Here is a 22,976-nt window from a genome sequence, read left to right as displayed (position 1 = left end):
GCCGGCGCCGCCCGAGCCGCGTCCGCCGTTCCCGCCACCGGCGCCGCCGCCCGCGCCCGACGGCGCGCCGAGACCGTCGCCGCCTCCGCCGCCACCGCCCGCGTCGTTCCCGCCCGGGGTCGGCACCGCCGCGCCGCGCACGACGACCGCCGCGACCGCCGTCGCGCCGCTGCGGCCGTCCTCCGCGACGGCGGTGACCGTCGCCGTATAGGTGCCGGCGACGTCGTAGGCGTGGCTCACGGTCGCGCCGGTGACCGGCGTCGAGCCGTCGCCGAACTGCCACGTCAGCTGGGCGCCGGGCGCGGCGGCGACGGCGGCGCTGAAGCTCACCCGCTCGCCGGGGTCGACCTCGCCGGCGCTGCGCTGCGCGTCGATCGTCAGCGTCTCCGGGTTGTCGGTCGTGATCGCGACCGTCAGCGGGCGGCCGATCGGCGGGATCAGCTCGTCGGCGAGGTTGGCGTCGTCGCCTGAGCGCATCGGCCGCGAGAAGACGGCGACGGCGCTGTCGCCGGAGGCGTAGTCAGGGTCGAAGGTGGCGGCGTTGACGCCCTCGGGGCCGCTGACGCCGTCGGCGACCTCGGCCGGCGTCAGCGTGACCGGCGCGCGGCCCGGCAGCACGACGACGAATCTCGTCACGTGCGCCGGCGCGACGCCGGCCGCGATCGTCAGCGCCGCCGCCGAGACGCCGCCGCGCAGGCTGGAGCCGGCTCTGCCGCTGGTCGAGCGTTCGTCCAGCGGGCGTCTGGCGACGTCGGCGAGCTGCTGCAGCGCCGCGATCGTGAGGAAGCGCCCCGCGCGCTCGTTGACCGTGACCTGCACGCCGCTGCCAGGGCCGGCAGCGGCGTCGGAGCGGGTCGCGGGCGCCCAGGGCGTCACGAGCACGACGGTCATCGCCGCGACCGTAGCGAGGCGACGACCGTCGCGGCTCAACGGCGAACGGCCTTCTTGGCCGGGACCGTCAGCAGCGCCAGCGTCTGGCTCCGCGAGTTGCCGGCTCTGTCGGTGACGCGCACGCCGACACGGTACGTGCCGCCTGGCAGCGGGCGCTTCCACGTCAGCTTCAGCCGCGCGGCTCTCGTCGTGCGGCCGCTGAGGCTGCGGACGGCGACCCAGACGACCTTGTTGCGCGGCTTGCCCTTCACGCGCACGCGCTTGACCGTCCGCTTGCGCACCGTCGCTCTGACCGTCGCCGCCTCGCTGACCGTCAGCGTCAGCGAGCGGTTCGTGAAGGCCGGCTTGGAGACCTTCGGCTTGACCGTGTCTTTCGCCAGCGCCGGTCTTCTGTCGATCGGTGTCGGGTCCGGCACCGGCGTGACGCCGATCGTGCCGAGCTCCTGCACGCTCGGGCTGAAGGCGTTCCAGGAGGTCGCCTTGAAGAGGCCGAGGCTGACGCGGTAGCGCGTCGTCGCGTTGACGGTCGGGGCGAAGCTCGCGTTGCCCGTGCCGTCGGTCAGCGCCGGCGCGCCGGCGTCGCTCCAGCTGGCGCCGTTGTCGGTCGACTGCTGCAGCTGCACCGGCATCCCGACGACGGCCGGCGCGCCGGGCTGCTTGTTCGCGAACGCGACTGTGAACGACGCGGCCGCGCCGGCGGTCGCGGTCGGCGGCAGCGTCGCTCTGACAGACGGGAAGGCGTCGGCGCGGAAGGCCGGCTGGGTCGCCGTCGGCCACACGTCGACGGCGCTTTGGAAGGCCGGCGAGACGAGGAAGTCGATGAACCGTCTGGCCGCCGCGACGTTGACGGCCGGGATCTTGTCCGGGTTGACGATGTACGCGCTGAACGGGTTGATCAGCAGGTCCTTGCCGCCGCGCGCCTCGGCGCTGTTGTTCTCGCTGAGGACCTTCAGTCTCGTGATCTCGCCTCTGTCGAGGAGGTTGTTGAAGGTGCCGCGGTCGACCATCGTGTAGCAGCCGCCGTTGGGATGGACGCAGGCGTCGGTGTCTCTCAGGTTGGCGCCCTGCTTCTTGTCGGTCTTGACGTACCACGCGGGGTAGTCGCCGACCGTGTCGGCCGTTCTCGTCGGCTCGAAGCGGGTTCTGTCACTGCCGGCGGTTCTGGCGGCGGACTTGGTGACGTTGCTGAGGCCCCAGATGATCTGCTCCTGCACGTTCGTGCCGGAGTCCTCGCCGCGCGAGACGAAGGTCGCTCTGCCGTCGGCGCCGGCAGCCGCGATCGCCTCGTACGCCGCGACCGCGTCATGCGGCGCGGTCGCGGCGACGCCGGCCGGGTCGTCGGCGGGGCCGACGACCACGTAGTCGGAGTAGAAGATCGCGCGCCCGGCCGGCTCGAGCGAGTAGCCGTCGGCGACGAACTGCGCCTCCAGCGACGGCGCGTGCGTGATGACGACGTCGGCCTGGCCGGCGCGCGCGTTCTCCAGCGCCTTGCCGGTGCCGACGGCGTTGTACGCGAGCGTGTCACCCGGCTGCACGGCGGCGTACGCGCCCCGCAGCAGCCCTTCGACGAGCCCGGCATCGGTCGTGTCGGACGTGCTCTGCACTCTGATGTCGTCGGCCGACGCCAGCGGCGCCGCGAGCGCCAGCGCGACGCCCGCGGCCGCGAGCGTCCCGATCAGTCTTCCTGCTGCCATGCGGTGGTCACCTCGGTGATCGTGGTGGGGTGCCGACACCCCTCCGCGGGCCGGCCTGGAACGGTGGCCAGGCTAGCAACCGTGCTCAATCCCTGACTAGTGTCGTGCGCCGCTACCGCAGCAGCTCGGGACCCTGCGCGCGCACGTGCGCGCGGCAGTGCTCGGCGAACGCGGCGGCCTGGCGCGTGAGGCGCGCGCCGCGCGGCCAGCAGAGCGCGAACTCGTGCTCGGGCACGGGGCCTGCGAGCGGGACGGCGGCGAGCGGCAGGCCCTCGTGCGTCAGGTCGTGCGCCGGGCGGCTGACGAGCAGCGCGTAGCCGAGCCCGCGGCCGACCAGCCCGCGCACCAGCTCGTGGCTGGAGGTGCGATGGCGGATCCGCGGCTCGATCCCCGCGTCGGTGAGGATCCGCAGCAGCAGCTCGCGGCTCGGCGGCAGGTCGAACAGGATCAGCTCGCGCTCGGCCAGCTCCGCGACTGCGATCTCTGTGCGCGCGGCGAGCGGGTCGTCGGCGGCGAACAGCGCGTAGGCGTGGGTCGCGAACAGGCTGTCGCGCTCCATCTCGTCGCTGACGGCGAGCGCGTCGGCGATCGCGAGGTCGCAGCGGCCGTCGCGCATCGCCGCCTCCAGCTCGGGCACGGGACCTTCGAGGAAGTCCAGCTCGACGGCGGGATGGAGCGCGTCGAAGCTCTGCAGCAGGCCGGGCAGCAGGAGCGGGGCGATCGTGCGGAAGCAGCCGACCGTCAGCGGGCCGGCGATCGCGCCGCTCGGGCCGGCGCGGCCGGCGCGCTGGACCTCGTCGGCGTGCGCGAGCAGCTCGCGCGCGGCCGGCAGCAGCCGCGCCCCGGCCGGCGTCAGCAGCAGCTGGCGCGCGCTGCGACGGACCAGCAGCTGTGCGCCGAGCCGCCGCTCCAGCGCTCTGACCGCAAGCGAGACGGCCGACTGCGACAGCCGCAGCCGCTCGCCGGCCGCGGTCATCGTGCCGCTCTCGGCCGCGGCGACGAAGCAGGCGAGCTGGCGCAGGTCAAGCGGCGGGTACATGAGCGGATCGGTGGAAGTTCCGTCGATACTGGCATTGTACTTCTGGCGAGCGCGGCGAGATGCTGTCCGGCATGGAGAGCAGAACCGTCGCCTGGCAGCCGATCGCCGACACGCCCGTCGCCTACCTGCGCGAGGGCGACGAGACGCACCCGCCGCTCGATTCGCCGGCCTACAAGTCGACGCTGCTGCGCCACCCGAGAGCGCCGCTGCTGTACCTGCCGCAGACGCTGAGCGAGATCAGCGGGCCGGCGCTCGGCGCCGCCGCGCGCCTCGGCCCGCTCGACCACGACCTCACGCGCCAGCACGCCGGCGCGCCGATCGGCGAGCGGCTGATCGTGCAGGGGCGGGTGCTCGACGGCGAGGGCAAGCCGCTGCGCGGGACGCTGGTCGAGATCTGGCAGGCGAACGCGGCCGGTCGCTACCTGCACAAGCGCGACCACTGGGACGCGCCGCTCGATCCCAACTTCAGCGGCGCCGGGCGCTGCCTGACCGACGACGACGGCCGCTACCGCTTCGTGACGGTCAAGCCCGGTCCGTACCCGTGGGGCAACCACCACAACGCGTGGCGGCCGGCGCACATCCACTTCTCGCTGCTGGGGCGCGCCTTCGCCCAGCGGCTGGTGACGCAGATGTACTTCCCGGGCGATCCCTTCTTCCCCTACGACCCGATCTTCAACGCCGTCCGCGACGAGCGCGCGCGAGAGCGGCTGATCGCCGCGTTCAACGTGCACGAGACGGTGCCGCAGTGGGCGCAGTGCTACGAGTTCGACATCGTGCTGCGCGGCCCGGCCGCGACCCCGTTCGAGGAGGAGCTGTGATCTTCCCGACGACCCCGTCGCAGACGGTCGGCCCGTACTACGCGATCGGGCTGCCATGGCCGCAGGGCCCGTTCGTCGTGCCGGAGGGGACGCCGGGCAGCGTGCGTCTCCACGGTCGCGTGTACGACGGTCGCGGCGCGCTGATCCCCGACCACCTGATCGAGACCTGGCAGGCCGACCCCGACGGCCGCTTCGCCGACATGCACGGCGCCGGCCCCGATGGGCCATCCGCGCTGGAGGGCTTCCGCGGCTTCGGCCGCTGCGGCTACGAGGAGGGAGACGGCAGCTACGCGCTGTGGACGGTCAAGCCGGGCCGCGTGCCCGGCCCCGGCGGGGAGCTGCAGGCCCCGCACGTGCTCGTCTCGCTGTTCGCCCGCGGCCTGCTGAACCGCCTCGTGACGCGCATCTACTTCGCCGACGAGGCGGAGGCGAACGCCTCGGATCCGGTGCTGGCGTCCGTCCCCTCGGAGCGCCGCTCGACGCTGCTCGCCGACCCCGACGGCGACGGCGGCTACCGCTTCGACATCCGTCTCCAGGGCGACGGCGAGACCGTCTTCTTCGCGCTCTGATGCGGCCACTCGACGCCACCGCCCCGCGCCCGCTGACGCCGCCCCGCGCCAGAGGCACCGTGCAAGACCCGCGCCCGCTGATGCCACTCCGCGCCGGAGGCACCGTGCGAGGCTCGCGCCCGCTGACGCCGCCCCGCGCCGGAAGCGAGCGCTGATGCTGTTCGACGGCACCTACTGCCGCGGCGAGGCCGCCCGCGCGGTCGGCGACGACGCCTGGCTGCGCGCCCTGCTGGAGGTCGAGGCCGCCCTCGCCCGCGTCCGCGCCGCCCGCGGCGAGATCCCCGCCGACGCCGCCGCCCGGATCGCGGCCGCCTGCGTCCCCGACGCGCCTGCCCCTGCCGCTGCCGCGCCCGCGCCCGCGCCTGTTGCCGCCACCGCTGCCGCGCCCGCGCCCGATGGCGCCACCACGCCGCCCCCGCGCTTCGACGCCGCCGCCCTCGCGCGCGACGCGGCCGACCACGCGACGATCGTGATCCCGCTCGTGCTGGCGCTGCGGGAGGCGGTCGGCGCCGACGACGCGCCGTTCGTCCACCTCGGCGCGACGAGCCAGGACGTGCTCGACAGCGCCGCGATGCTGATCGCGCGCGACGCGCTTGCCGCGACGCTCGCCGACGCTGCCGCCGCCCGCGATGCCGCCGCCGCGCTCGCGCGCGCCCACCGCGCGACGCCGATGATCGGCCGGACGCTGCTGCAGCAGGCGCTGCCGACGAGCTTCGGCCTGCGCGCGGCCGGGTGGGCGGTCGCGATCGATCGCGCCGTCGCGCGGCTGCGGGCGGTGCGCGAGCAGGAGCTGTGGGCGCAGCTCGGCGGCCCGGTCGGGCGTGAGGATCCCGCCGTCGCCGCCGCGCTCGCGGCCGACCTCGGCCTCGCCGCGCCGCCGCTCTGCTGGCACACGCTGCGGCTGCCGGTCGCGGCGGTCGCCGGCGCGACCGCGACGCTCGCTGGCATCCTCGGCAAGCTCGCCCGCGACGTGACGCTGCTGGCGCAGAACGAGCTCGGCGAGCTGCGCGAGGGCACGCCCGGCCGCGGCGGCTCCAGCGCGATGGCCCACAAGCGCAACCCGGTCGCCGCCGTCTCGGTGCTCGCCTGCACCCGCCGCGTCCCCGGCCTCGCGACGACCCTGCTGGCCGCGATGGAGCAGGAGCACGAGCGTGCCGCCGGCGCCTGGCAGGCAGAGTGGGCCACCCTCACCGATCTGCTCGCCCTCACCGGCTCCGCCGCCGCCTGGTCCCGCGACCTGCTGGAGAACCTCGAGGTCGACGCCGCGCGGATGGCCGCCAACCTCCCAGTGAAGGACGAAGCCGCCGTGGCCGCAGCAGCCGCCGCCACCGACGCTGCCCTCGCGACCCTCACGACCGCGCGATGACGGTCGCCCTGCACGCGGAGCCGGCTGGTCCGGCCGCTGCGCCGGCGCTGCTGCTCGGCGGCTCGCTCGGCACGACGCTGGCGATGTGGGAGCCGCTCCTGACCGCGCTCGACGAGACATCCGGCCCGCCGCTGCGCGCGATCCCGTTCGACCATCGCGGCCACGGCCGCTCCCCGCGCGGCGGCGACGACGCGCCGAGCATCGCCGCGATGGGCGCCGACGTGCTCGCCCTGCTCGACCGCCTCGGCCTGCGAAGAGCGTCGTACGCCGGCCTCTCGATCGGCGGCATGGTCGGGATCTGGCTGGCGGCGAACGCGCCCGAGCGGATCGAGACGCTGACGCTGATCTGCACCTCCGCCCAGCTGCCGCCGGCCGGCGCCTGGCGCGCCCGCGCCGCGACCGTCCGCGCAGCCGGCGGCACCGCCCCGGTTGCCGACGCCGTCTTCGCGCGCTGGCTCACGCCCGCCTTCCAGCACGCGCACCCGCAAGCGACGCAGACCCTCCGTGAGATGCTGCTCGCCTCGCCGCCGGACGGCTACGCCGACGCCTGCGAGGCGATCGCGGCGATGGACCTGCGCGGCGACCTGCCGCGCATCCAGGCGCCGACGCTCGTCATCGCCGGGCAGGAGGACGAAGCGATCCCGCCGGCCCACGGCGAGCAGCTCGCCGCCGCGATCCCGCACGCGACCCTCCGGCTGCTGTCGCCCGCCGCGCACATCGGCGCCGTCGAGCAGGCGCCGGCCGTCGCCGCGCTGCTGCGCGCCCAGCTCGAAGCAGTCACCCCCGACCCGATGGAGCCCGCATGAGCGATCCGCTCTACGACGCCGGCATGAAGGTCCGCCGCGAGGTGCTCGGCGACGCCCACGTCGACCGCGCGATCGCCGCCGCGACGCCGTTCACCGAGCCGTTCCAGGAATACATCACGCGCGCCGCATGGGGCAGCGTCTGGACCCGCCCGGGGCTCGACCGCCCGACGCGCCGGCTGCTCGTGCTCGGCACGCTCGCGGCGCTCGGTCAGGAGCACGAGCTGGAGATGCACATCCGCGCCGCCGTCGCCGACGGCCTCCCGCGTGAGCAGATCGGCGAGGTCTTCCTGCAGACGGGCGTCTACGCCGGCGTGCCGGCGGCCAACCGCGCCTTCGCGGTCGCCCAGCGCGTCTTCGACGAGCTGGACGCCGCGGCGCCGAGCTGAGCCAGCCCGGCGCCGCGCGTCACGCGATTACGGCTGCGGCACGATCCGGAGGTAGGGGAGCGGCTCCTCCCACCCGTCCGGGTAGCGCTCTCTGGCCTGCTCGTTGGAGACGGAGCCGGCGATGATCACCTTGTCGCCCTGTCTCCACTGCGCCGGCGTCGCGACCTGGTTCTTGGCCGTCAGCTGGAGCGAGTCGATGACGCGCAGGACCTCGTCGAAGTTGCGGCCGGTCGTCATCGGGTAGATCAGCACGAGTCTGACCTTCTTGTCCGGCCCGACCACGAAGACGTTGCGCAGCGTCGCGTTCTGGGCGGGCGTGCGCGCCGTCGGGTCGCCGTCGACGTCGGACGGCAGCATCCCGTAGGCCTTCGCGATCGCGTGGTCGCTGTCGCCGATGATCGGGTAGTTGGGCGCGGTGCCCTGCGAGGACTCGATCTCCGACGCCCATCTCGCGTGGTTGTCGATCGGGTCGGTGGAGATCGCGATGATCTTCACACCGCGCTTGTCGAACTCGGGCTTGATCGAGGCCATGTAGCCCAGCTCGGTCGTGCAGACCGGCGTGAAGTCGCGCGGGTGGGAGAACAGGACCGCCCAGCTGTCCCCGATCCAGTCGTGGAAGCTGATCTCGCCCTCAGTCGTCTGCGCCGTGAAATCAGGAGCGGTATCGCCGATCGTCAAACCCATCGAACGTCCCTTCTCAGTAGTGGTCGAACCCCGGATACCTCACGATGGTAGTGAACATGATCGAAATTGCGGGTTTTGGCCTGGTGAAGCTGCCAGAACGAGGTCTTCGCGGCCGCGCCGGCCTTCGTCAGACCGAGGTGGACGTGATCTCTGTGGGCGGTCGTCGGGTCGACCCTTCTGCTGATGCGGCCCCTGCGGTCGAGACAGGCCGAATAGCGCCGCGGGCCGTCCATCCCAGCGCCCCAGTAGCCGCAGTTCCAGATGATCTCCTCGACCCCCATGCGGCGCGCGAGCGCCTGCGCGTTGCCGGCGCGGTCGGGCGCGAGCAGCAGCGCGATCAGGCGGTCGGCCTCGCGCCGGTCGGCGGGGCGGGAGGCGTCGAGGTGCCAGTCGACGGCGCGGTTCTCGGCGTGCAGCGACGCCGAGTGCCTGCCCCAGCGCTCGCAGCGGTAGCTGCCCCATGACTCGCCCTCGGCATGCTCCTCCAGCCAGGCGATCAGCGCCTCCGTCCCGGGCCGCTCCCGCTTCGTGCAGCGCGTCGCCGGGTCGTAGACGGAGTCCTCGATCGGCACCGCCAGCAGCTTGTTCGCGGGGTTGCCGGCGACTGGGCCGAACGCGTGCGGCCAGGCCTCGGCAGCGGCGGCGGGGAGCAGCGCGAGCAGCAGCAGCGTGCAGAGCGAGACGGCGAGCGGCGTGCGACGGGCGACCATGCCCCCGTGATCGACGCCGCCGCCGCGGCGCTTGATGTCAGCGCACCGCCGCGACCGCGCCGAGCGCCTCCAGCCGCGCCGGCTCGGCGATCGCGTCGATCGCGACGACGCGCCCGCCGCGGACCGTGAACGCCATCAGCGAGACCGCTCTCCCGCCCGGCGCCACGACCACTCCGGCGGCCCCGTTGACGAGCGCCGGGATCACGTGCGGCGACAGTCTCGCGAACGTCAGCGCGCGGCCGGCGACGGTCGTCGCGCCGCGGATCAGGCCGGTGCCGCGCAGGTCGCTGGCGCGCAGCACGATCTGCGGGTCGAGGACGGCGACGAGCGCCTCGAAGTCGCCCTCGCGGGCGGCGGCGAAGAAGGCGTCGACGACCTCGCGCTGCGCCGTCAGGTCGCTGTCGGGCGGCGGCGCCTCGTCCCGCACGCGGCGGCGGGCGCGGCTGGCGAGCTGACGGGTCGCAGCCGGCGAGCGCTCGACGATCTCGGCGACCTGCTCGAACGGGACCGCGAAGACGTCGTGGAGGACGTAGGCGATCCGCTCCGGCGGCGCGAGCTGCTGCAGCACGACCTGCAGCGCCAGCCCGACGTCGCCGGCCAGCAGCGCCTCCTGCTCGGGGTCGAGCCCGCCGGCCGGCGCCAGCAGCGGGTCCGGCATCCACGGGAGCGGGTCGCCGGTCGCCTCCGGCCGCGCCGCGCGGCTGCGCAGCAGGTCGAGGCAGATGCGCGAGACGACCGTCGTCAGCCAGCCGCCGAGGTTGTCGATCGCACCGGCGTCGGCGCGGCTGAGCCGGATCCACGCCTCCTGGACCGCGTCGTCGGCCTCGCTGAGCGAGCCAAGCAGCCGGTACGCGACCGCCTTCAGGTGGGTGCGGTGGTCCTCGAAAAGCGCTGCCAGCCGGTCGTTCTCGTCCATCTCGTCACATTCCTCGGTCGCGATCCGTCATGGCATTGACGACACACACCCCATCGATGTGACAGGAGTGAAGCTCATGCAGGCACGGATGGAGAATCCCGCCGTCAGCACCCCGGGCGCGATGCAGGCGCTCTACGCGCTCCACGGCGCAGCCGCGAAGACCGGTCTCGACGCGCGCACGACCGAGCTGGTCAACCTGCGCGCGAGCCAGATCAACGGCTGCAGCGTCTGCGTCGACATGCACGCCAAGGCGCTGCGCAGAGCGGGCGAGAGCGACGAGCGGCTGTTCGCGGTCGGCGCCTGGCGCGACGCGCCCTGGTTCAGCGACGCGGAGCGGGTCGCGCTGGAGCTGGCGGAGGTGCTGACGCGCCTCGCCGACCGCCCCGACCCGGTCTCCGACGAGCTGTGGGCGCGCGCCGGCGAGCACTACGACGAGGCCGAGCTGGCCGGCCTGCTGCTGGCGATCGCGAACATCAATGTCTGGAACCGCCTCAACGCCGCGACCCGCCAGGTCGCCGGCGCGATCGCGGTCTGACGAGTACTAGTCGCTCCAGCCGGCCAGGTAGGGCGAGAGGTAGCGCGCCTCGACCTTCTGCGCCGGCTCCCATGGCGGCGTCTGGAAGACGCCCGAGGCGCGCGGGCGCCCGTCCTCGATCAGCGCCTGGATGTAGAGCGGTCTGGCGCCGGTCAGCAGGATCGCCCGCAGCCGCACCCACTGGCTGGCGTCGGGGCCGGCGGCGCGCGCGATCAGCGCGGCGGCGAGATCGGCCTGCTGCGCGGCGAGGCCGCCCTGCTTGATCGGCAGGGTGGTCGCGTCGCCGACGGCGTAGACGCCTTCCAGGCCGGGCACGCGCATGTGGTCGTCGACCTCGATGAAGCCCTGCGCGTCGCAGGGGAGGCCGGGGATCGCCGGGCCGACCAGGCGCGGCAGCGTCACGAGCCGGTCGACGACGAGCGGGCCCGCGGCGTCGGGCGGGTCGAGCGCGACGGTGCGCCGCTCCCAGCCGCTGACGCGGCGGCCCGTGACGACGCGCACGTCGGCGCGGCCGAGCAGGCGCGCGACCGCCCGCGTCGCGTCGCCGCCGACGACCGCCAGCGGCTCCGGCTCGCAGGTCACGAGCGTCAGCGCGATGTTGCCGATCCCGCGCGCGGCGGCATGATGGGCGGTCAGCAGCGCCAGCTCGTAGAGCGGCAGCGACCAGCCGCTCTGCGGCGGCACGACGAAGCCGATCGTGCGCACGTCGCGCTGCTCCAGCTCGCGCACGATCCACTGCATCTCGTCGTCGCGGGCGAGGTAGGTGAGGGCGCCCTCGATCGCCGGCTCGCGGCGCGCGCCGACGGCGATCACGAGCGCGTCGTAGGGCAGCTCGCCGCCGCTGCGCAGCACGATCGCTCTGCGCGCGCCGTCGACCGCGGCGAGCCCGTCGGCGACGAGCGTCGCGTCGTGCTCGGCGCAGATCCGCGCGAGCGGGAAGCGCCTGCGCGGCGCGCCGCCGAACGGCTCCAGCACCGAGATCGGACGGTAGTCGAGCTGCTCGCCGGGGCTGACGAGCGCGATCTCCAGCTCGGCGCCGCGCGGCGCCGCACGCAGCGCCAGCAGCGTCTCCGCCGCGGCGACCCCGCCGCCTGCGATGACGACCTTCGTCACAGCCGTTGAACCCCTGCGCGCCCGTTCATGGACGCGGGATGTTACGGAGGTTGGAGCGGGCGAGGTCGATCATCCGCCCGACGCCGCCGTCGACGACGAGCTTGGAGGCGGCGATCGCGAAGCCGCGCACCTGCGCGCCGGTGACGTTCGGCGGGATCGACAGCGCGTTGGGATCGGTGACGACCTCGATCAGCGCCGGCCCCGGCTTCGAGAGGCCTTCCGCGAGGCCGTCGCGGACGTCGCCGGGCTGCTCGATCCGGATCGCGTCGAGCCCGGCGGCGCGGGCGATCGCGGCGTAGTCGTGGGGCTCGTGATCGGTCTCGAAGTCGGGCAGGCCCTCGACCAGCATCTCCAGCTTGACCATCCCGAGCGAGGCGTTGTTCATCACGACGACCTTCAGCGGCAGCTTGTGGATCTTGACCGTCAGCAGCTCGCCGAGCAGCATCGCGAGGCCGCCGTCGCCGCTGAGCGAGATCACCTGCCGGCCGGGGTGCGAGACCTGCGCGCCGATCGCGTGGGGGAGGGCGTTGGCCATCGTCCCGTGGCGCCACGAGCCGATCACGCGCCGGCGGCCGTTGGGCGTCAGGTAGCGCGCCGCCCAGACGTTGTTCATGCCGGTGTCGACGGTGAAGATCGCGTCGTCGGCGGCGAGCGCGTCGAGCTGCGCGGCGACGTACTCGGGGTGGATCGGGACGTGCTTCTCGACGTTGCGCGTGTAGGCCGAGACGACCTTCTCCAGCGTGTCGGCGTGTCTGCGCAGCATCCGGTCGAGGAAGGCGCGGTCGCGCTTGCGCTCCAGCAGCGGCAGCAGCTTGCGGATCGTCGCCTTGACGTCGCCGTGGACCGGCCACTCGACGCGCGTGCGGCGGCCGAGCTTGGCGGGGTCGCGGTCGACCTGCGCGGTCGCCTTCTGCGGCAGGAAGTTCGTGTACGGGAAGTCGGTCCCCAGCAGCACCAGCACGTCGGCCTCGTGGGTCGCCTCGAAGCAGGCGCCGTAGCCGAGCAGGCCGCTCATGCCGACGTCGTAGGGGTTGTCGAACTGGATGTGCTCCTTGCCGCCGAGCGCGTGGCCGACCGGCGCGGCGAGCGTCTCCGCCAGCTCCATCACCTCGGCGTGCGCGCCGCGCACGCCGGCGCCGCAGAAGAGCGTCGCGGTCTGCGCGGCGTTGAGCGCGTCGGCGAGCGCGCGCACCTGCGCGTCGCTGGGGACGACCTCGCCGGCCGCCTCGGCGATCACGCTCTCGCCGGTCGGCTCGGTCGCCTCCTCGGCGGCGAGGTCGCCCGGCAGCGCCAGCACGGAGACGCCGCCGCGGCCGAGCGCGGTCTGGATCGCGATCCGCAGCACGCGCGGCATCTGCGCCGGCGTCGAGACCAGCTCGCAGTAGTGCGAGCACTCCTGGAACAGCCGCTCCGGGTGGGTCTCCTGGAAGAACAGCGTCCCGATCTGCGCGGCCGGGATCTGCGAGGCGAGCGCGAGCACGGGCGCGCCGCTGCGGTGGGCGTCGTAGAGGCCCTGCAGCAGGTGGGTGTTGCCGGGGCCGCAGGAGCCGGCGCAGACGGCGAGTCTGCCGGTCAGCTGCGCCTCGGCGCCGGCGGCGAAGGCGGCCGCCTCCTCGTTGTGGACGTGGATCCACTCGATCCCGTCGGTGCGGCGGACGGCGTCGACGACCGGATTGAGGCTGTCGCCGACGAGGCCGTAGATCCGCTCGACGCCGGCCTGGCGCAGGACCTGCACGAACTGCTCTGCGATCGTCGTCATGTCGCAGAGGATGGCTCATCGCCCGAGCGGCGCGCGGTGCGCGCCGCCGGGCGGATGCCTGACGCGTGCTCAGCCGGCGGGAGCGGCGGCGGCCGGATCGGTCGCGCCGGTGGGCGTCGCGCGTCTGATGCCGAGCAGGTCGACGGTGAAGAAGAGCGTCGAGTTGGCGGGGATGCCGTTCTGCTCCTGCGCGCCGTAGCCGAGCGCCGGCGGGATCACGAGCGTGCGGCGACCGCCGATTCTCATGCCCGGGATGCCCTGCCACCAGCCGGCGATCACGCCGCCGTTGTCGATTCTGATCTCGAGCGGCTCGCGACCGGCGTCCCAGGAGGAGTCGAATCTTCTGCCGGACTGGTAGATCGAGCCGTAGTAGTCGACGATCGCGGTGTCGCCGGCCTGGATCTCCTCGCCGTCGCCGACCGTGACGTCTCTGATCTGCAGCTGGTCGACTCTCGCACCCGGGTGAGCGGTCTGGACCGGTCTTCTGAACGGGTTTCTGATCGGCGTCGCGGCAGGATCGGCGGGCGTCGACGCGGTCGTGGAGGTGGTGTCGGCGGCGCTCGTCGAGGTGGCCGCTGCGGTGTCGGCGGCAGTCGTCGACGACTTGTCGTCATCGCCGCAACCGGCGGCGAAGAGGAGTGCGGCGGCGCTGGCGCCGACCGCGAGGAATCGGGTTGCTCGGGCAGTGGTCACGGCCGGAATGTACCGGAGCGAAGCCACTCCATGCGCCGGTTCGATTCATTCTCATTCGTGGCGTAACGAACGTTTATGCTCGATTTAGACGTGCGTCACGATCGGGGCCGGATGATCGACCTGGGTAGCCTGGTGGAGATGGATCGCCGAACCACGCTCGCCCTGCGCGGGGCCGCCGTGACCGCAGCGCTGCTGCCGCTCGTCTACCTGACGGCTGTGCACCTCGGCCCGGTGCACTGGCTCGACGCCGCGATCCTCAACGGCTTCACCAACCTCAACGGGCCGCGCGTGGAGCCGCTCGCGATCGACATCGCGACGCTCTGCGATCCCGACACGTTCGTGTGGCTTGTGGCGGCGCTGATCGCCGTCGCGCTGCTGCGGCGCAGACCGCGCACGGCCGCCGCGGTCGCGATCGTGCTGCTCGGCGCCAACGTCACCACGCAGCTGCTGAAGCCGGCGCTCGCGAGCGATCGCGTCTCGCCGCTGCTCGACGACGTCGGCCAGATCCTGCCGGCGTCGTGGCCGAGCGGGCACGCGACCGCCTCGATGTCGCTGGCGCTGTGCGCGGTGCTCGTCGCGCCGGCGCGGCTGCGGCCGTGGACGGCCGCGCTCGGCGCCGTCTTCGCGGTCGCCGTCACCTTCTCGTTCCTGACGCTCGACTGGCACTACCCGAGCGACGTGCTCGGCGGCTTCCTCGTCGCAGCGACGTGGACGCAGCTGGCGGTCGCGGCGCTGTCGGCGGCGCAGGCGCGCTGGCCCGAGCGGCGCGAGCGGGTCGAGCCGCCGCCGCTGCGCGAGGCGCTCGCGCCGAGCGGGGTGACGGCCGCCTGCGCGGCGCTGCTGGCGGCGATGGTGCTGATCGCGCGGCCGGCGCAGGTCGTCGCCTACGCGCAGGAGCACACCGCCTTCGTCGTCGGCGCGGGCGCGCTCGCGGTCGTCGCGCTGACGCTCGCGGCCGGCCTCAGCCTGCTGACGCTGCGCGCGCCGAGGCGCTGATCAGGCGTTCGCGCCGGGCTGCCAGAGCGGCTCGTCCGGCCCGTTGGCGCCGCGGCTGAGGATGAAGAGCAGGTCTGAGAGGCGGTTGAGGTAGCGCACGACCTGCTCGTTCAGCTCGTCCCCGCAGGTGATCGCGGCCCGCTCGGCACGGCGGCAGACGGTGCGGCAGACGTGCAGCTGCGCGGCCGCCATCGTCCCGCCGGGGATCACGAACGAGCGCAGCGGTCTGAGCGTCGCGTTGACCTCGTCGCAGCGCTCCTCCAGCCAGGTCGTCTGCGCCTCGGTCACGCGCAGGCGCGAGCGGTCCCCGCCGTGCGGCACGGCGACGTCGGCGCCGACGTCGAAGAGGTCGTTCTGGATGCGCGCGAGCCAGGCGCCGTACTGCTCCGGCAGGCCGGGCGTCGCGAGCGCGACGCCGAGGTGGGCGTTCAGCTCGTCGACGGTCCCGTAGGCCTCGATCCGCGGGTGCGTCTTCGGCACGCGGCTCATGTCGCCGAGGTGCGTCTCGCCGCTGTCGCCGAGGCGCGTGTAGATGCGCGTCAGATTGACCGTCACGCGCCTCACACTAGCGCTCGCGCGCGTCGATCGACCCCGGTCGTGTCACCTCAATTTGCCGCCGGCTCGATTGAGTGATCGCCGGCGCGCCCGCACTCGCGTCGTTGAGCGGCGGCCGGTCGCCGGCGGCCGTGGGGTGCGCATGCGGGCCGGTGCCACGCTACGATCCGCGCTCGTTCACGGCCGCCCCGGCCGCTTGACCAGACGCCCACGCGGAAAGGGGCGCACCGCAATGCCTCGCACGTTCCTCGGCTCCCTCCTCGGCACGCTCGCGCTGTCGGCCCTCGCGGCACCAGCCGCGCTCGCGGCCGGCCCGGCGCAGGTCTCGGTCCGCGTCGAGGGGCCGCGCGCCACGCTCGTCGACACGACCCTGACGACGACCCGCGCCGCGGTCGTCAAGGACGGCGACAGAACGCACGCCTGCAGCGGCACGAGCGCTGCCGGAGCGCTGCAGCAGGCGACCGACGGCAACTGGACCGCGACGTACTTCAGAGGCCTCGGCTACGCCGTCGAGGCGATCGACGGCGTCAGACCGGCCTCGGCCAACGACTACTGGACGCTGTGGGTCAACGGCAGATCGTCGTCGACCGGCCTCTGCGACACGCAGTTGCAGAGAGGCGACGCGGTGCTGCTGTTCGTCTGCGCCAGCGGGCCGGACTACAACTGCACGAACGCGCCGCTCGGCCTGGTCGCCGACCGCACGCGGGGCAGACGGCAGACGCTGAGAGTGGTCACCTACGCCGCCGACGGCAGAACGACCCCGGCGCCTGGAGTGACCGTCAGCGGCGGCGCCGCGCCGGTCAGAAGCGATGCGCGCGGGATCGCGCGTGTGACGCTGAAGGGCGACGAGAGCACGCTGCGCGCGACGCGCGCCGGCAGCACCCCGTCGGCGCGCCTCTTCTGCTCGGCCGATCGCTGCGGATCCAGCGACACGACGCCGCCCCGGGTCGCGCTCAGAGGGCTGCGCAACGGGCAGGTCTTCGCCTCCGGGAAGGGCCCGCGCACGCTGCGCGGCAGCGCCGGCGGCCTCGACGGCGGGATCGTCGAGCTGAGACTGACGCGCCGGATCGACGGTCGCTGCTTCGCCTACGTCGGCAGGCTCGACGACTTCGTCCGCTGCCCGGCCAAGGGCGCCTCGTGGTTCCAGGCGGCCGATCGCGCGCGCTGGTCGTACCTGCTGCCGGCGCGCCTGGCGCCCGGTCGCTACACGCTCGGCGTGCTCGCCAGCGACGGCGCCGGCAACGCCTCCAAGCCGCTGACGGTCCGCTTCACGGTCGCAGGAGCCGCCACGGCCGCCGCCGCGTCCGGCGCGGGCGCGCTCGCCGCTGCGTCCGCCGCTGACGCCCGCGCCGCCGCCGCGCCGCGTGTCGGCGTGCGCGTCGTCGGCTCCTCCGGCCGCACGCTCGCGCGCACGACCGTCACCGCGAGCGGGACGACCGCTTCGGTCGGCGGCAAGCGCTGCGCCGTCGCCGGCGGCACCCCGCTCGCCGCGCTGCTCGCGGTCGCGCACCGCGGCAGCCCGTCGGTCAGGCTCGCCGACTTCGGCTCCTGCGGCCGTCGCGCCGCTGACGGCAGCGGCCTCTACGTGACGACGGTCGCCGGCAAGCGCGCCGCCGGCCAGGCCGGCTGGGTCTTCGCCGTCGGCGGCAGGCTCGGCACGGCCGGCGCCGCCGACCCGGCCGGCCCGTTCGGCAGCGGTCCGCTGAAGCGCGGCCAGCAGGTCGTCTGGTTCTGGTGCAAGCAGGCGAGCGCCTGCGAGAAGAGCCTGCCGCGATGAAGATGAAGAAGATCGCACTCGCCGCGGCCGCCGCCCTGCTGGCGCCGGTCGCACTCGGCTGCGGAGCCGGCGCCGGGGACAAGAGCGGCGACGCTCGGATCCTCGTCACGCACGACTTCGGCAGCAGAGTGATCGGCGCCAGAATCCAGCAGGACCTGCCCGAGTCGGAGACCGTGATGCGTCTGACCGAGCGCAACTTCAGAGTCGACACGCGCTACGGCGGCGGCTTCGTGCAGTCGATCGAGGGCGCCGCCGGCGGCGGCAGAGACGGCAAGGTCGACTGGTTCTACTGGGTCAACGGGATCCTCGGCGACAAGGGCGCCGACGAGGTCGACCTGCACGGCGGCGACCAGGTCTGGTGGGACTACCACGACTGGAGCGGCTCCGACCGCATCGGCGCGGTCGTCGGCCAGTTCCCGGAGCCGTTCGCGCACGGCGCCGAGGGCAAGCGCTACCCGGTCGTGCTGCAGTGCGCCTCCTCCGCGGAGACGGCCTGCAAGACGGCGCAGGAGCAGCTGTCGGCGATCGGCGTCAGCGCCGCGCGGCAGACGCTCGGGACCAACGTCGAGACCGAGGTGCTGCGCGTGATGGTCGGCACCTGGAGCGACCTGCGCAGAGACCAGGCGCTGCGGCTGATCGACAGAGGCCCGGCCTCCTCCGGCGTCTTCGCCAGATTCGACGACAGTGGCAGAAATCTCGACCTGCTCGACGAGCACGGCGACACGAGAGTGACGGCGAGCACCGGCGCCGGCCTCGTCGCGGCCGTCAAGCTCGGCGACCAGGTGCCGACCTGGGCGCTGACCGGCACCGACCTCGACGGCGTCGAGATCGCGGCCCAGTCGCTCGACATGCAGCGGCTCAGAGACCATTTCGCGCTCGCGATCGACGGCGGCAGAGACGTCTCGCTGCCGGTCCTGAGACAGCCAGGGGCGTAACCTCCCGCCGATGGGCTATCAGCGTCGCTCGAGCCCGCTGCACGTCGTCCGCGCGGCGGTCGGGAGCGGGCTCTGCTGCGCGCTGGCACTGGTCGCGCTGCTGTACGACGACCCGCTCGTGCTGAGCGCGGCGCTGGCCGCTGCGCTGGCGGCGGGCGCGCTCGCCGGCGTCGGCCGCGCGTTGCGGCGGACGCTGCTGCTGGCGCTGCCGTTCGCGCTCGTGATCGCGCTGATCAACCCGCTCGTGACCGAGCAGGGCGTGACGGTGATCTGGCGCTTCGGCGAGCTGCCGCTGCTGGGTCAGCGCGACGTCACGCTGGAGGCGACCGTCTACGGGCTCGTGCTGGCGCTGCGGGCGCTGGCGCTGATCATGGCGTTCGCGCTCTTCAGTGCGGTCGTCGACCCCGACAGATTGCTGCGGCTGTTCCGCCGCGTCTCGTTCCGCTCGGCGCTGACGGCGACGTTGGCGACGCGGATGGTGCCGGTGCTGCAGCGCGACGGCCAGCGGATCGCCGACGCGCAGCGCTGCCGTCCCGGGCCGCCGCCGTCGCGGCTTGCGCTCGTGCGCGCGGTGACGTCTGGCGCGCTGGACCGCGCGACCGATGTCGCCGCGGCGCTGGAGGTGCGCGGCTACGGCGCGGCCCGGCGCCCGCCGCGGGGCGACTGGCGCGAGCCGTGGTCGCGCCACGACCGCGCCTTCTGCGCCGCCGCCGTCGTGCTCGCGCTGCTGGCGGTCGGCGGCCGGATCGCGGGCGTGGCGGGCTTCGAGGTCTATCCGTCGCTGGCGACCTCGTGGAGCGCCGCGACCGTCCTCTTCTGCCTCGTCCTGGCCGTCGTCCCGCTGCTGCCGTTCCTCGACCGGCGCGGGATCGCGGATCCGCCGCCCGGCGGTCGCACCCCGCGCGCGCCCGCTCGCGACGCGGTCGCCCTGCGCGACCTCGCGCCTGCGGCCCGCGAGCTGCGCACACCCGCGCGCGACGCCAGCGCGCCGCCCGTCTGGGAGGCGGCGCGATGAGCGAGCCGGTCCTGCGCTTCGACCGCTTCACCTACCGCTACCCGGGCGCGCCGGGGCCGGCGCTCACGGAGCTGTCGCTGGAGGTCGGCGAGGGCGAGTTCGTGCTGCTCGCGGGGCGCTCGGGCGGCGGCAAGTCGACGCTGCTGCGAGCGGGCTGCGGGCTCGTGCCGCATTTCCACGGCGGCGCGGTCGCGGGCGAGCTGACGGTCGCCGGCCTCGACGTGCGCGACCACGGCCCCGGCGAGCTGGCGGCGGTCGTCGGGACGCTCTTCCAGGATCCCGAGACGCAGGTCGTGATGGGAACGGTCCGCAGCGAGCTGGCGTTCCCGCTGGAGAACCGCGGCGAGTCGCGCGCGGCGGTCGCGCGCGGGGTGGAGGAGGCCGCGCTGGCGCTCGGGATCGCGCATCTGCTGGAGCGCCCGACGCACGAGCTTTCCGGCGGCGAGCTGCAGCGGGTCGCGCTCGGCGCTGCGCTGGCCGGTCGGCCGCGGCTGGTGCTGCTCGACGAGCCGACCTCGCAGCTGGACCCGGTCGCGGGCGACGAGCTGATCGGCCTGCTGCGGCGGCTGAACGAAGAGTGGGGCACGACGGTCGTGCTGGCCGAGCACCGCCTCGAACGCTGCCTGACCGCCGCCGACCGCGTGCTCGCGCTCGCCGGCGGCATCCTCGCCTGTGACGCGGAGCCGGGCGCGTTCCTCGCCTGGGCGGCCGAGTCGGCGCCCGCGCTCCAGACGCCGGGCGCCTCGCTGCTCGCACGGGCCGGTCTGCGCCCGCCCCCGGTCGGCGTCAAGGCGGCTCGCGCCACCCTCCGCAGCGCCGGTGCCCTCGACCCGCTTCCGGAGGCCGAGGAGGCGGCGATCGTCGAGCGCCACCGAACCGAGACGAGCCGCGAAGACAAAGTCACACTCCCACCCACCCGGGGAGCCGCCCCGCGCCCCGATTCGCCCCCCAAGCACCGCTTCCGCGGTTCGCGCGCTGACGCCAACGCCGCCCTGCGCGTGCGGGACCTGTGGGTCGAGCCGCCGGCCGGGCCGACGATCCTGCGTGCCGTCGAGCTGACGCTGCGGCCGGGCGAACGGGTCGCGCTGATGGGCCGCAACGGCGCCGGCAAGTCGACCCTGCTGCGCCACCTCGCCGGGCTCCAGCAGCCGACCCGCGGCTCGATCGACGCCGCCGGCCGCGTCGCGCTGCTGCTGCAGAACCCGAACGACTACCTCGTCCACGAGCAGGTCCGCGACGAGGCCCCGCGGGCCGCGCTCGCGCTCGCCGGCCTCGCCGACCACGCCGACCGCCACCCGCGCGACCTCTCCGGCGGCGAGCGCCAGCGCCTCGCGCTGGCGATCGTGCTCGGCGGCGGCCTCGACCTCGGCGGCCCCGCGGCAGGCGCCACGTCCGCCCCCGCCGGCGCCGCGGCCGCGCCGGCCGCCTCCGCCCCGGCATCCGCGCGCGGCGACCTCCCCGCCGTCCTCTGCCTCGACGAGCCGACGCGGGGGATGGACCGCACGCACAAGGCGGAGCTGGCGCGGCTGCTCGACCGGCTCGCCGCAGCCGGCACCGCGCTGCTGGTCGCCACGCACGATCCCGAGTTCGCCGCCTCGTTCGCTCAGCGGGTGGTGCTGCTGGGCGACGGCCGGCCGATCGCCGACGGCCCGGTCGCCGAGGTGCTCGCCGGTGGCTGGTACTTCGCGACCGAGACCGCGCGCATCCTCGGCGGGGCCGCCGGCGCGCTCGACCCTGTCAGCGGCGCGGCGCTGATCCGCGCCCGCCTCGCGGCCCGCGCAGCCGCGCCCGCCCGTTCGCCCATGCCCGCCCGCTCGCCCGCGCCCGCCCGTGCGCCCGCCCCCGCCGCCCCGGCGCCGCCCGCCCCGACCCCCACCGAGGCCCCCCGATGAGCTGGCAGCTCGCCTCCTTCGGACTGCTCGCGCTCGCGCTGCTGGCCGGCTTCGTCTGGTACGAGCGGTCGCATCCGAGCGCGCGCGTGCTGGCGCTCGTCGGCACGCTCGCGGCGCTGGCGGTGCTGGGGCGGATCGCATTCGCGGCGGTCCCGAACGTCAAGCCGACGACCGACATCGTGCTCAGTGCGGGCTACGTCTTCGGCGGCGCACCCGGCTTCGCGGTCGGGGCGGTCGCGGCGCTGGCGTCGAACTTCTTCTTCACCCAGGGCCCGTGGACGCCGTGGCAGATGGCGGCATGGGGCGGGGTCGGCGTCGTCGGCGCGACGCTCGCGAAGCTCAGCCGCGGCCGGCTGGGACGGATCCCGCTCGCGGTCGCCTGCGGCCTCTGCGGGCTCGCCTTCGGCGTCGTCGTCAACTTCGGCAGCGTCGTGACCGTCAGCGACGAGGACCTGTGGGGCCGCTTCCTCGCCTACCAGTCGACCTCGCTGCCGTGGGATCTCGCGCACGCCGCCGGCAACGTCGTCTTCTTTCTTTTGTTCGGCCCCGCGCTGATCCGGATCCTGCGCCGCTTCCGCACCCGCTTCGAGTTCAGCTGGAGCACGGGCCCCCCGGCCGGGCCCGCACCCGCCCCGCCCGCGGCCCGCGGCGGCCTCGCCGCGCTGCTGCTGGGAGCGGTCGCGCTCGCGGGCTTCGCGGCGGCGCCCGTGCTGCCGCAGGCGCGAGCCGCCGCCACGACCCCCGTCGGCTACCTGCTCGCCGCCCAGAACCGTGACGGCGGCTTCGGCGGCGCGCCCGGCCAGCGCTCGGTCGACCTCTTCAGCGGCTGGGCGGCGCTCGGCCTGGCCGCGCAAGGCCGCAACCCGGCTGACGTTCGCCGGCACGGCGGCAGAACGCTGCTCGACTACACGCGCGCCCACGCCAGCGGTCTCGGCGGCGAGGACCCGAGCAGCGTCGGCGACCTCGAGCGCACGATCATGGTCGTTGCGGCCGCCGGTCAGGATCCGCGCGCCTTCGCCGGTCAGGACCTCGTCCAGGCGCTGCGCAGCCAGGTCACGAGCAGCGGCGTGCTGGAGCAGTCGAACCTGACCGCGTTCGCGATCCTCGCCCTGCGCGCCGCGCGCGTCCCGCGCGCCGATCCCGACATCGCTCGCGCTGCCGGATGGCTCGCCAGCCAGCAGAACCGCGACGGCGGCTGGTCGTTCGCGACCAGGGGCGGCGGCTCCGACGTCGACGACACGGCGGCGGCCGTGCAGGCGCTGATCGCCGCCGGCAGACGCGCCGCCCCGCAGACCGCCAGAGCGCTCGTCTTCCTGCGCCGCCAGCAGAACCCGGACGGCGGCTTCCCGCTGCTGCCCGACTCGGGCTCCAACGCCCAGTCGACCGGCTGGGCGCTGCAGGCGTTCGCGGCGGCGGGCACCAGACCGAGCAGCGTGCGCCGCAGACCCGGCGGCCGCAGCGCGCTCGCGTACCTCAGATCGCTGGTCGCTCCGAGCGGCGCGGTCCAGTTCTCGCGCACGAGCCGCCAGACGCCGGTCTGGACGACCGGCACCGCCCTGGTCGCGCTCGCCGGCAGCAGCTTCCCGCTCCCGCCCGCCCAGCGCACGCGCAGCCGCGCGACCGCCCCGACCGCGCCCGCGTCGAAGAGCAGCGCACACGCGCCAACCGACGACGGCGGCGGCTTCCCGACCGCCGCGGTGATCGTGCCGCTGGCGGTCGTCGCCGGGCTCGCGGGCGGCGTCGGGGCGCTGCGCGCGAGACGCCGCTGACTCCGGCCGCAAAGCCGTTTTAGCGGCGCGTCGGCGGTGTGCCTGGCGCCCAGCGACT

At 74.6% G+C, this 22,976-nt stretch carries 22 protein-coding genes; 12 read left to right on the top strand and 10 right to left on the bottom strand.

Going from position 1 to position 22,976, the window contains the following annotated elements; translation table 11 throughout:
* The 3 genes from Q7L73_RS07765 to Q7L73_RS07755 all read right to left on the bottom strand — a co-directional run.
* Nucleotides 1-891 (bottom strand): PKD domain-containing protein (locus Q7L73_RS07765; RefSeq protein ID WP_304715515.1); only part of this gene is annotated, 891 nt, incomplete at its 3' end.
* Between the two features lie 35 nt (nt 892-926).
* A complete protein-coding gene (locus Q7L73_RS07760) occupies nt 927-2,585 on the bottom strand; it encodes a substrate-binding domain-containing protein (RefSeq protein ID WP_304687865.1) in 1,659 nt (552 codons plus the stop codon).
* 112 nt (nt 2,586-2,697) lie between these two features.
* The gene (locus Q7L73_RS07755; RefSeq protein ID WP_304687864.1) at nt 2,698-3,624 is read right to left on the bottom strand and encodes a LysR family transcriptional regulator; all 927 of its coding nucleotides are present in this window, start codon (nt 3,622-3,624) and stop codon (nt 2,698-2,700) included.
* Between the two features lie 71 nt (nt 3,625-3,695).
* On the opposite strand from Q7L73_RS07755, the gene pcaH reads away from it, so the two are divergent.
* The 5 genes from pcaH to pcaC all read left to right on the top strand — a co-directional run bounded on the left by pcaH (nt 3,696) and on the right by pcaC (nt 7,569).
* Nucleotides 3,696-4,442 (top strand): protocatechuate 3,4-dioxygenase subunit beta, encoded by a 747-nt coding sequence (gene pcaH, locus Q7L73_RS07750; RefSeq protein ID WP_304687862.1) that lies wholly within the window; start codon nt 3,696-3,698, stop codon nt 4,440-4,442.
* A complete protein-coding gene (pcaG, locus tag Q7L73_RS07745) occupies nt 4,442-5,011 on the top strand; it encodes a protocatechuate 3,4-dioxygenase subunit alpha (protein WP_370552363.1) in 570 nt (189 codons plus the stop codon). Before pcaH ends, pcaG begins: the two co-directional genes overlap by 1 nt.
* A gap of 154 nt (nt 5,012-5,165) precedes the next feature.
* Nucleotides 5,166-6,377, top strand: coding sequence for a lyase family protein (locus tag Q7L73_RS07740; RefSeq protein ID WP_304687858.1), 1,212 nt, complete (start codon nt 5,166-5,168; stop codon nt 6,375-6,377).
* On the top strand, nt 6,374-7,183 hold the full coding sequence (locus tag Q7L73_RS07735; RefSeq protein WP_304687856.1) for an alpha/beta fold hydrolase: 810 nt from the start codon (nt 6,374-6,376) through the stop codon (nt 7,181-7,183). The genes Q7L73_RS07740 and Q7L73_RS07735 overlap by 4 nt, the downstream gene beginning before the upstream one ends.
* On the top strand, nt 7,180-7,569 hold the full coding sequence (pcaC, locus tag Q7L73_RS07730) for a 4-carboxymuconolactone decarboxylase (RefSeq protein ID WP_304687854.1): 390 nt from the start codon (nt 7,180-7,182) through the stop codon (nt 7,567-7,569). The genes Q7L73_RS07735 and pcaC overlap by 4 nt, the downstream gene beginning before the upstream one ends.
* A gap of 27 nt (nt 7,570-7,596) precedes the next feature.
* Here the strand turns inward: pcaC and Q7L73_RS07725 are convergent, their stop codons facing one another.
* Genes Q7L73_RS07725 through Q7L73_RS07715 form a run of 3 tightly spaced genes read right to left on the bottom strand, consistent with a single transcriptional unit; the run spans nt 7,597 to nt 9,879 of the window.
* The gene (locus Q7L73_RS07725; protein ID WP_304687852.1) at nt 7,597-8,253 is read right to left on the bottom strand and encodes a peroxiredoxin; all 657 of its coding nucleotides are present in this window, start codon (nt 8,251-8,253) and stop codon (nt 7,597-7,599) included.
* Nucleotides 8,244-8,963, bottom strand: coding sequence for a hypothetical protein (locus Q7L73_RS07720; protein ID WP_304687849.1), 720 nt, complete (start codon nt 8,961-8,963; stop codon nt 8,244-8,246). Before Q7L73_RS07720 ends, Q7L73_RS07725 begins: the two co-directional genes overlap by 10 nt.
* A gap of 37 nt (nt 8,964-9,000) precedes the next feature.
* Entirely contained in the window at nt 9,001-9,879 is an 879-nt protein-coding gene (locus Q7L73_RS07715) for a sigma-70 family RNA polymerase sigma factor (protein WP_304687847.1), read from the bottom strand.
* Nucleotides 9,880-9,955: 76 nt separating this feature from the next.
* On the opposite strand from Q7L73_RS07715, the gene Q7L73_RS07710 reads away from it, so the two are divergent.
* The gene (locus tag Q7L73_RS07710; protein ID WP_304687845.1) at nt 9,956-10,414 is read left to right on the top strand and encodes a carboxymuconolactone decarboxylase family protein; all 459 of its coding nucleotides are present in this window, start codon (nt 9,956-9,958) and stop codon (nt 10,412-10,414) included.
* 6 nt (nt 10,415-10,420) lie between these two features.
* Here the strand turns inward: Q7L73_RS07710 and Q7L73_RS07705 are convergent, their stop codons facing one another.
* The 3 genes from Q7L73_RS07705 to Q7L73_RS07695 form a co-directional block, all read right to left on the bottom strand.
* Nucleotides 10,421-11,527, bottom strand: coding sequence for an FAD-dependent oxidoreductase (locus tag Q7L73_RS07705; protein WP_304687843.1), 1,107 nt, complete (start codon nt 11,525-11,527; stop codon nt 10,421-10,423).
* Between the two features lie 25 nt (nt 11,528-11,552).
* Nucleotides 11,553-13,286, bottom strand: coding sequence for a pyruvate dehydrogenase (locus tag Q7L73_RS07700; protein WP_304687842.1), 1,734 nt, complete (start codon nt 13,284-13,286; stop codon nt 11,553-11,555).
* A 69-nt stretch (nt 13,287-13,355) separates the two neighbouring features.
* Complete coding sequence (locus Q7L73_RS07695; RefSeq protein WP_304687841.1) at nt 13,356-13,979, bottom strand: FKBP-type peptidyl-prolyl cis-trans isomerase; 624 nt, start codon at nt 13,977-13,979, stop codon at nt 13,356-13,358.
* 138 nt (nt 13,980-14,117) lie between these two features.
* Here Q7L73_RS07695 and Q7L73_RS07690 point away from each other — a divergent pair, with 138 nt between their 5' ends.
* Nucleotides 14,118-14,975 carry a phosphatase PAP2 family protein gene (locus Q7L73_RS07690; RefSeq protein WP_304687839.1) on the top strand — a complete coding sequence of 286 codons (858 nt, stop codon included), beginning with the start codon at nt 14,118-14,120 and terminating at the stop codon, nt 14,973-14,975.
* On the opposite strand, the gene Q7L73_RS07685 is transcribed toward Q7L73_RS07690, so the two are convergent.
* Entirely contained in the window at nt 14,976-15,530 is a 555-nt protein-coding gene (locus tag Q7L73_RS07685) for a cob(I)yrinic acid a,c-diamide adenosyltransferase (RefSeq protein ID WP_304687837.1), read from the bottom strand.
* Nucleotides 15,531-15,762: 232 nt separating this feature from the next.
* On the opposite strand from Q7L73_RS07685, the gene Q7L73_RS07680 reads away from it, so the two are divergent.
* The 5 genes from Q7L73_RS07680 to Q7L73_RS07660 are packed head-to-tail and all read left to right on the top strand — an operon-like array spanning nt 15,763 to nt 22,918.
* On the top strand, nt 15,763-17,307 hold the full coding sequence (locus tag Q7L73_RS07680; RefSeq protein WP_304687835.1) for a DUF4430 domain-containing protein: 1,545 nt from the start codon (nt 15,763-15,765) through the stop codon (nt 17,305-17,307).
* Nucleotides 17,304-18,242, top strand: coding sequence for a DUF4430 domain-containing protein (locus Q7L73_RS07675; RefSeq protein WP_304687834.1), 939 nt, complete (start codon nt 17,304-17,306; stop codon nt 18,240-18,242). The genes Q7L73_RS07680 and Q7L73_RS07675 overlap by 4 nt, the downstream gene beginning before the upstream one ends.
* A 10-nt stretch (nt 18,243-18,252) precedes the next feature.
* Nucleotides 18,253-19,257 carry an energy-coupling factor transporter transmembrane component T gene (locus Q7L73_RS07670; protein ID WP_304687833.1) on the top strand — a complete coding sequence of 335 codons (1,005 nt, stop codon included), beginning with the start codon at nt 18,253-18,255 and terminating at the stop codon, nt 19,255-19,257.
* Nucleotides 19,254-21,149 carry an ABC transporter ATP-binding protein gene (locus Q7L73_RS07665; protein WP_304687831.1) on the top strand — a complete coding sequence of 632 codons (1,896 nt, stop codon included), beginning with the start codon at nt 19,254-19,256 and terminating at the stop codon, nt 21,147-21,149. The genes Q7L73_RS07670 and Q7L73_RS07665 overlap by 4 nt, the downstream gene beginning before the upstream one ends.
* A complete protein-coding gene (locus Q7L73_RS07660) occupies nt 21,146-22,918 on the top strand; it encodes a prenyltransferase/squalene oxidase repeat-containing protein (RefSeq protein WP_304687829.1) in 1,773 nt (590 codons plus the stop codon). The genes Q7L73_RS07665 and Q7L73_RS07660 overlap by 4 nt, the downstream gene beginning before the upstream one ends.
* Nucleotides 22,919-22,976 lie beyond the last annotated feature (58 nt).

Origin of the sequence: Conexibacter sp. CPCC 205762 (genome assembly GCF_030646155.1) — a bacterium.
Lineage (GTDB): Bacteria > Actinomycetota > Thermoleophilia > Solirubrobacterales > Solirubrobacteraceae > Conexibacter.
This window is presented reverse-complemented; position numbering and strand designations above follow the sequence as displayed.

Coding starts and splice junctions, on each gene's coding strand:
- Q7L73_RS07760 (WP_304687865.1), bottom strand. CDS start 2,585: ATGGCAGCAGGAAGACTGATCGGGACGCTCGCGGCCGCGGGCGTCGCG.
- Q7L73_RS07725 (WP_304687852.1), bottom strand. CDS start 8,253: ATGGGTTTGACGATCGGCGATACCGCTCCTGATTTCACGGCGCAGACG.
- pcaC (WP_304687854.1), top strand. CDS start 7,180: ATGAGCGATCCGCTCTACGACGCCGGCATGAAGGTCCGCCGCGAGGTG.
- Q7L73_RS07740 (WP_304687858.1), top strand. CDS start 5,166: ATGCTGTTCGACGGCACCTACTGCCGCGGCGAGGCCGCCCGCGCGGTC.
- Q7L73_RS07735 (WP_304687856.1), top strand. CDS start 6,374: ATGACGGTCGCCCTGCACGCGGAGCCGGCTGGTCCGGCCGCTGCGCCG.
- Q7L73_RS07675 (WP_304687834.1), top strand. CDS start 17,304: ATGAAGATGAAGAAGATCGCACTCGCCGCGGCCGCCGCCCTGCTGGCG.
- Q7L73_RS07670 (WP_304687833.1), top strand. CDS start 18,253: ATGGGCTATCAGCGTCGCTCGAGCCCGCTGCACGTCGTCCGCGCGGCG.
- Q7L73_RS07660 (WP_304687829.1), top strand. CDS start 21,146: ATGAGCTGGCAGCTCGCCTCCTTCGGACTGCTCGCGCTCGCGCTGCTG.
- Q7L73_RS07680 (WP_304687835.1), top strand. CDS start 15,763: ATGCCTCGCACGTTCCTCGGCTCCCTCCTCGGCACGCTCGCGCTGTCG.
- Q7L73_RS07710 (WP_304687845.1), top strand. CDS start 9,956: ATGCAGGCACGGATGGAGAATCCCGCCGTCAGCACCCCGGGCGCGATG.
- Q7L73_RS07720 (WP_304687849.1), bottom strand. CDS start 8,963: ATGGTCGCCCGTCGCACGCCGCTCGCCGTCTCGCTCTGCACGCTGCTG.
- Q7L73_RS07755 (WP_304687864.1), bottom strand. CDS start 3,624: ATGTACCCGCCGCTTGACCTGCGCCAGCTCGCCTGCTTCGTCGCCGCG.
- Q7L73_RS07690 (WP_304687839.1), top strand. CDS start 14,118: ATGGATCGCCGAACCACGCTCGCCCTGCGCGGGGCCGCCGTGACCGCA.
- Q7L73_RS07700 (WP_304687842.1), bottom strand. CDS start 13,286: ATGACGACGATCGCAGAGCAGTTCGTGCAGGTCCTGCGCCAGGCCGGC.
- pcaH (WP_304687862.1), top strand. CDS start 3,696: ATGGAGAGCAGAACCGTCGCCTGGCAGCCGATCGCCGACACGCCCGTC.
- Q7L73_RS07665 (WP_304687831.1), top strand. CDS start 19,254: ATGAGCGAGCCGGTCCTGCGCTTCGACCGCTTCACCTACCGCTACCCG.
- Q7L73_RS07715 (WP_304687847.1), bottom strand. CDS start 9,879: ATGGACGAGAACGACCGGCTGGCAGCGCTTTTCGAGGACCACCGCACC.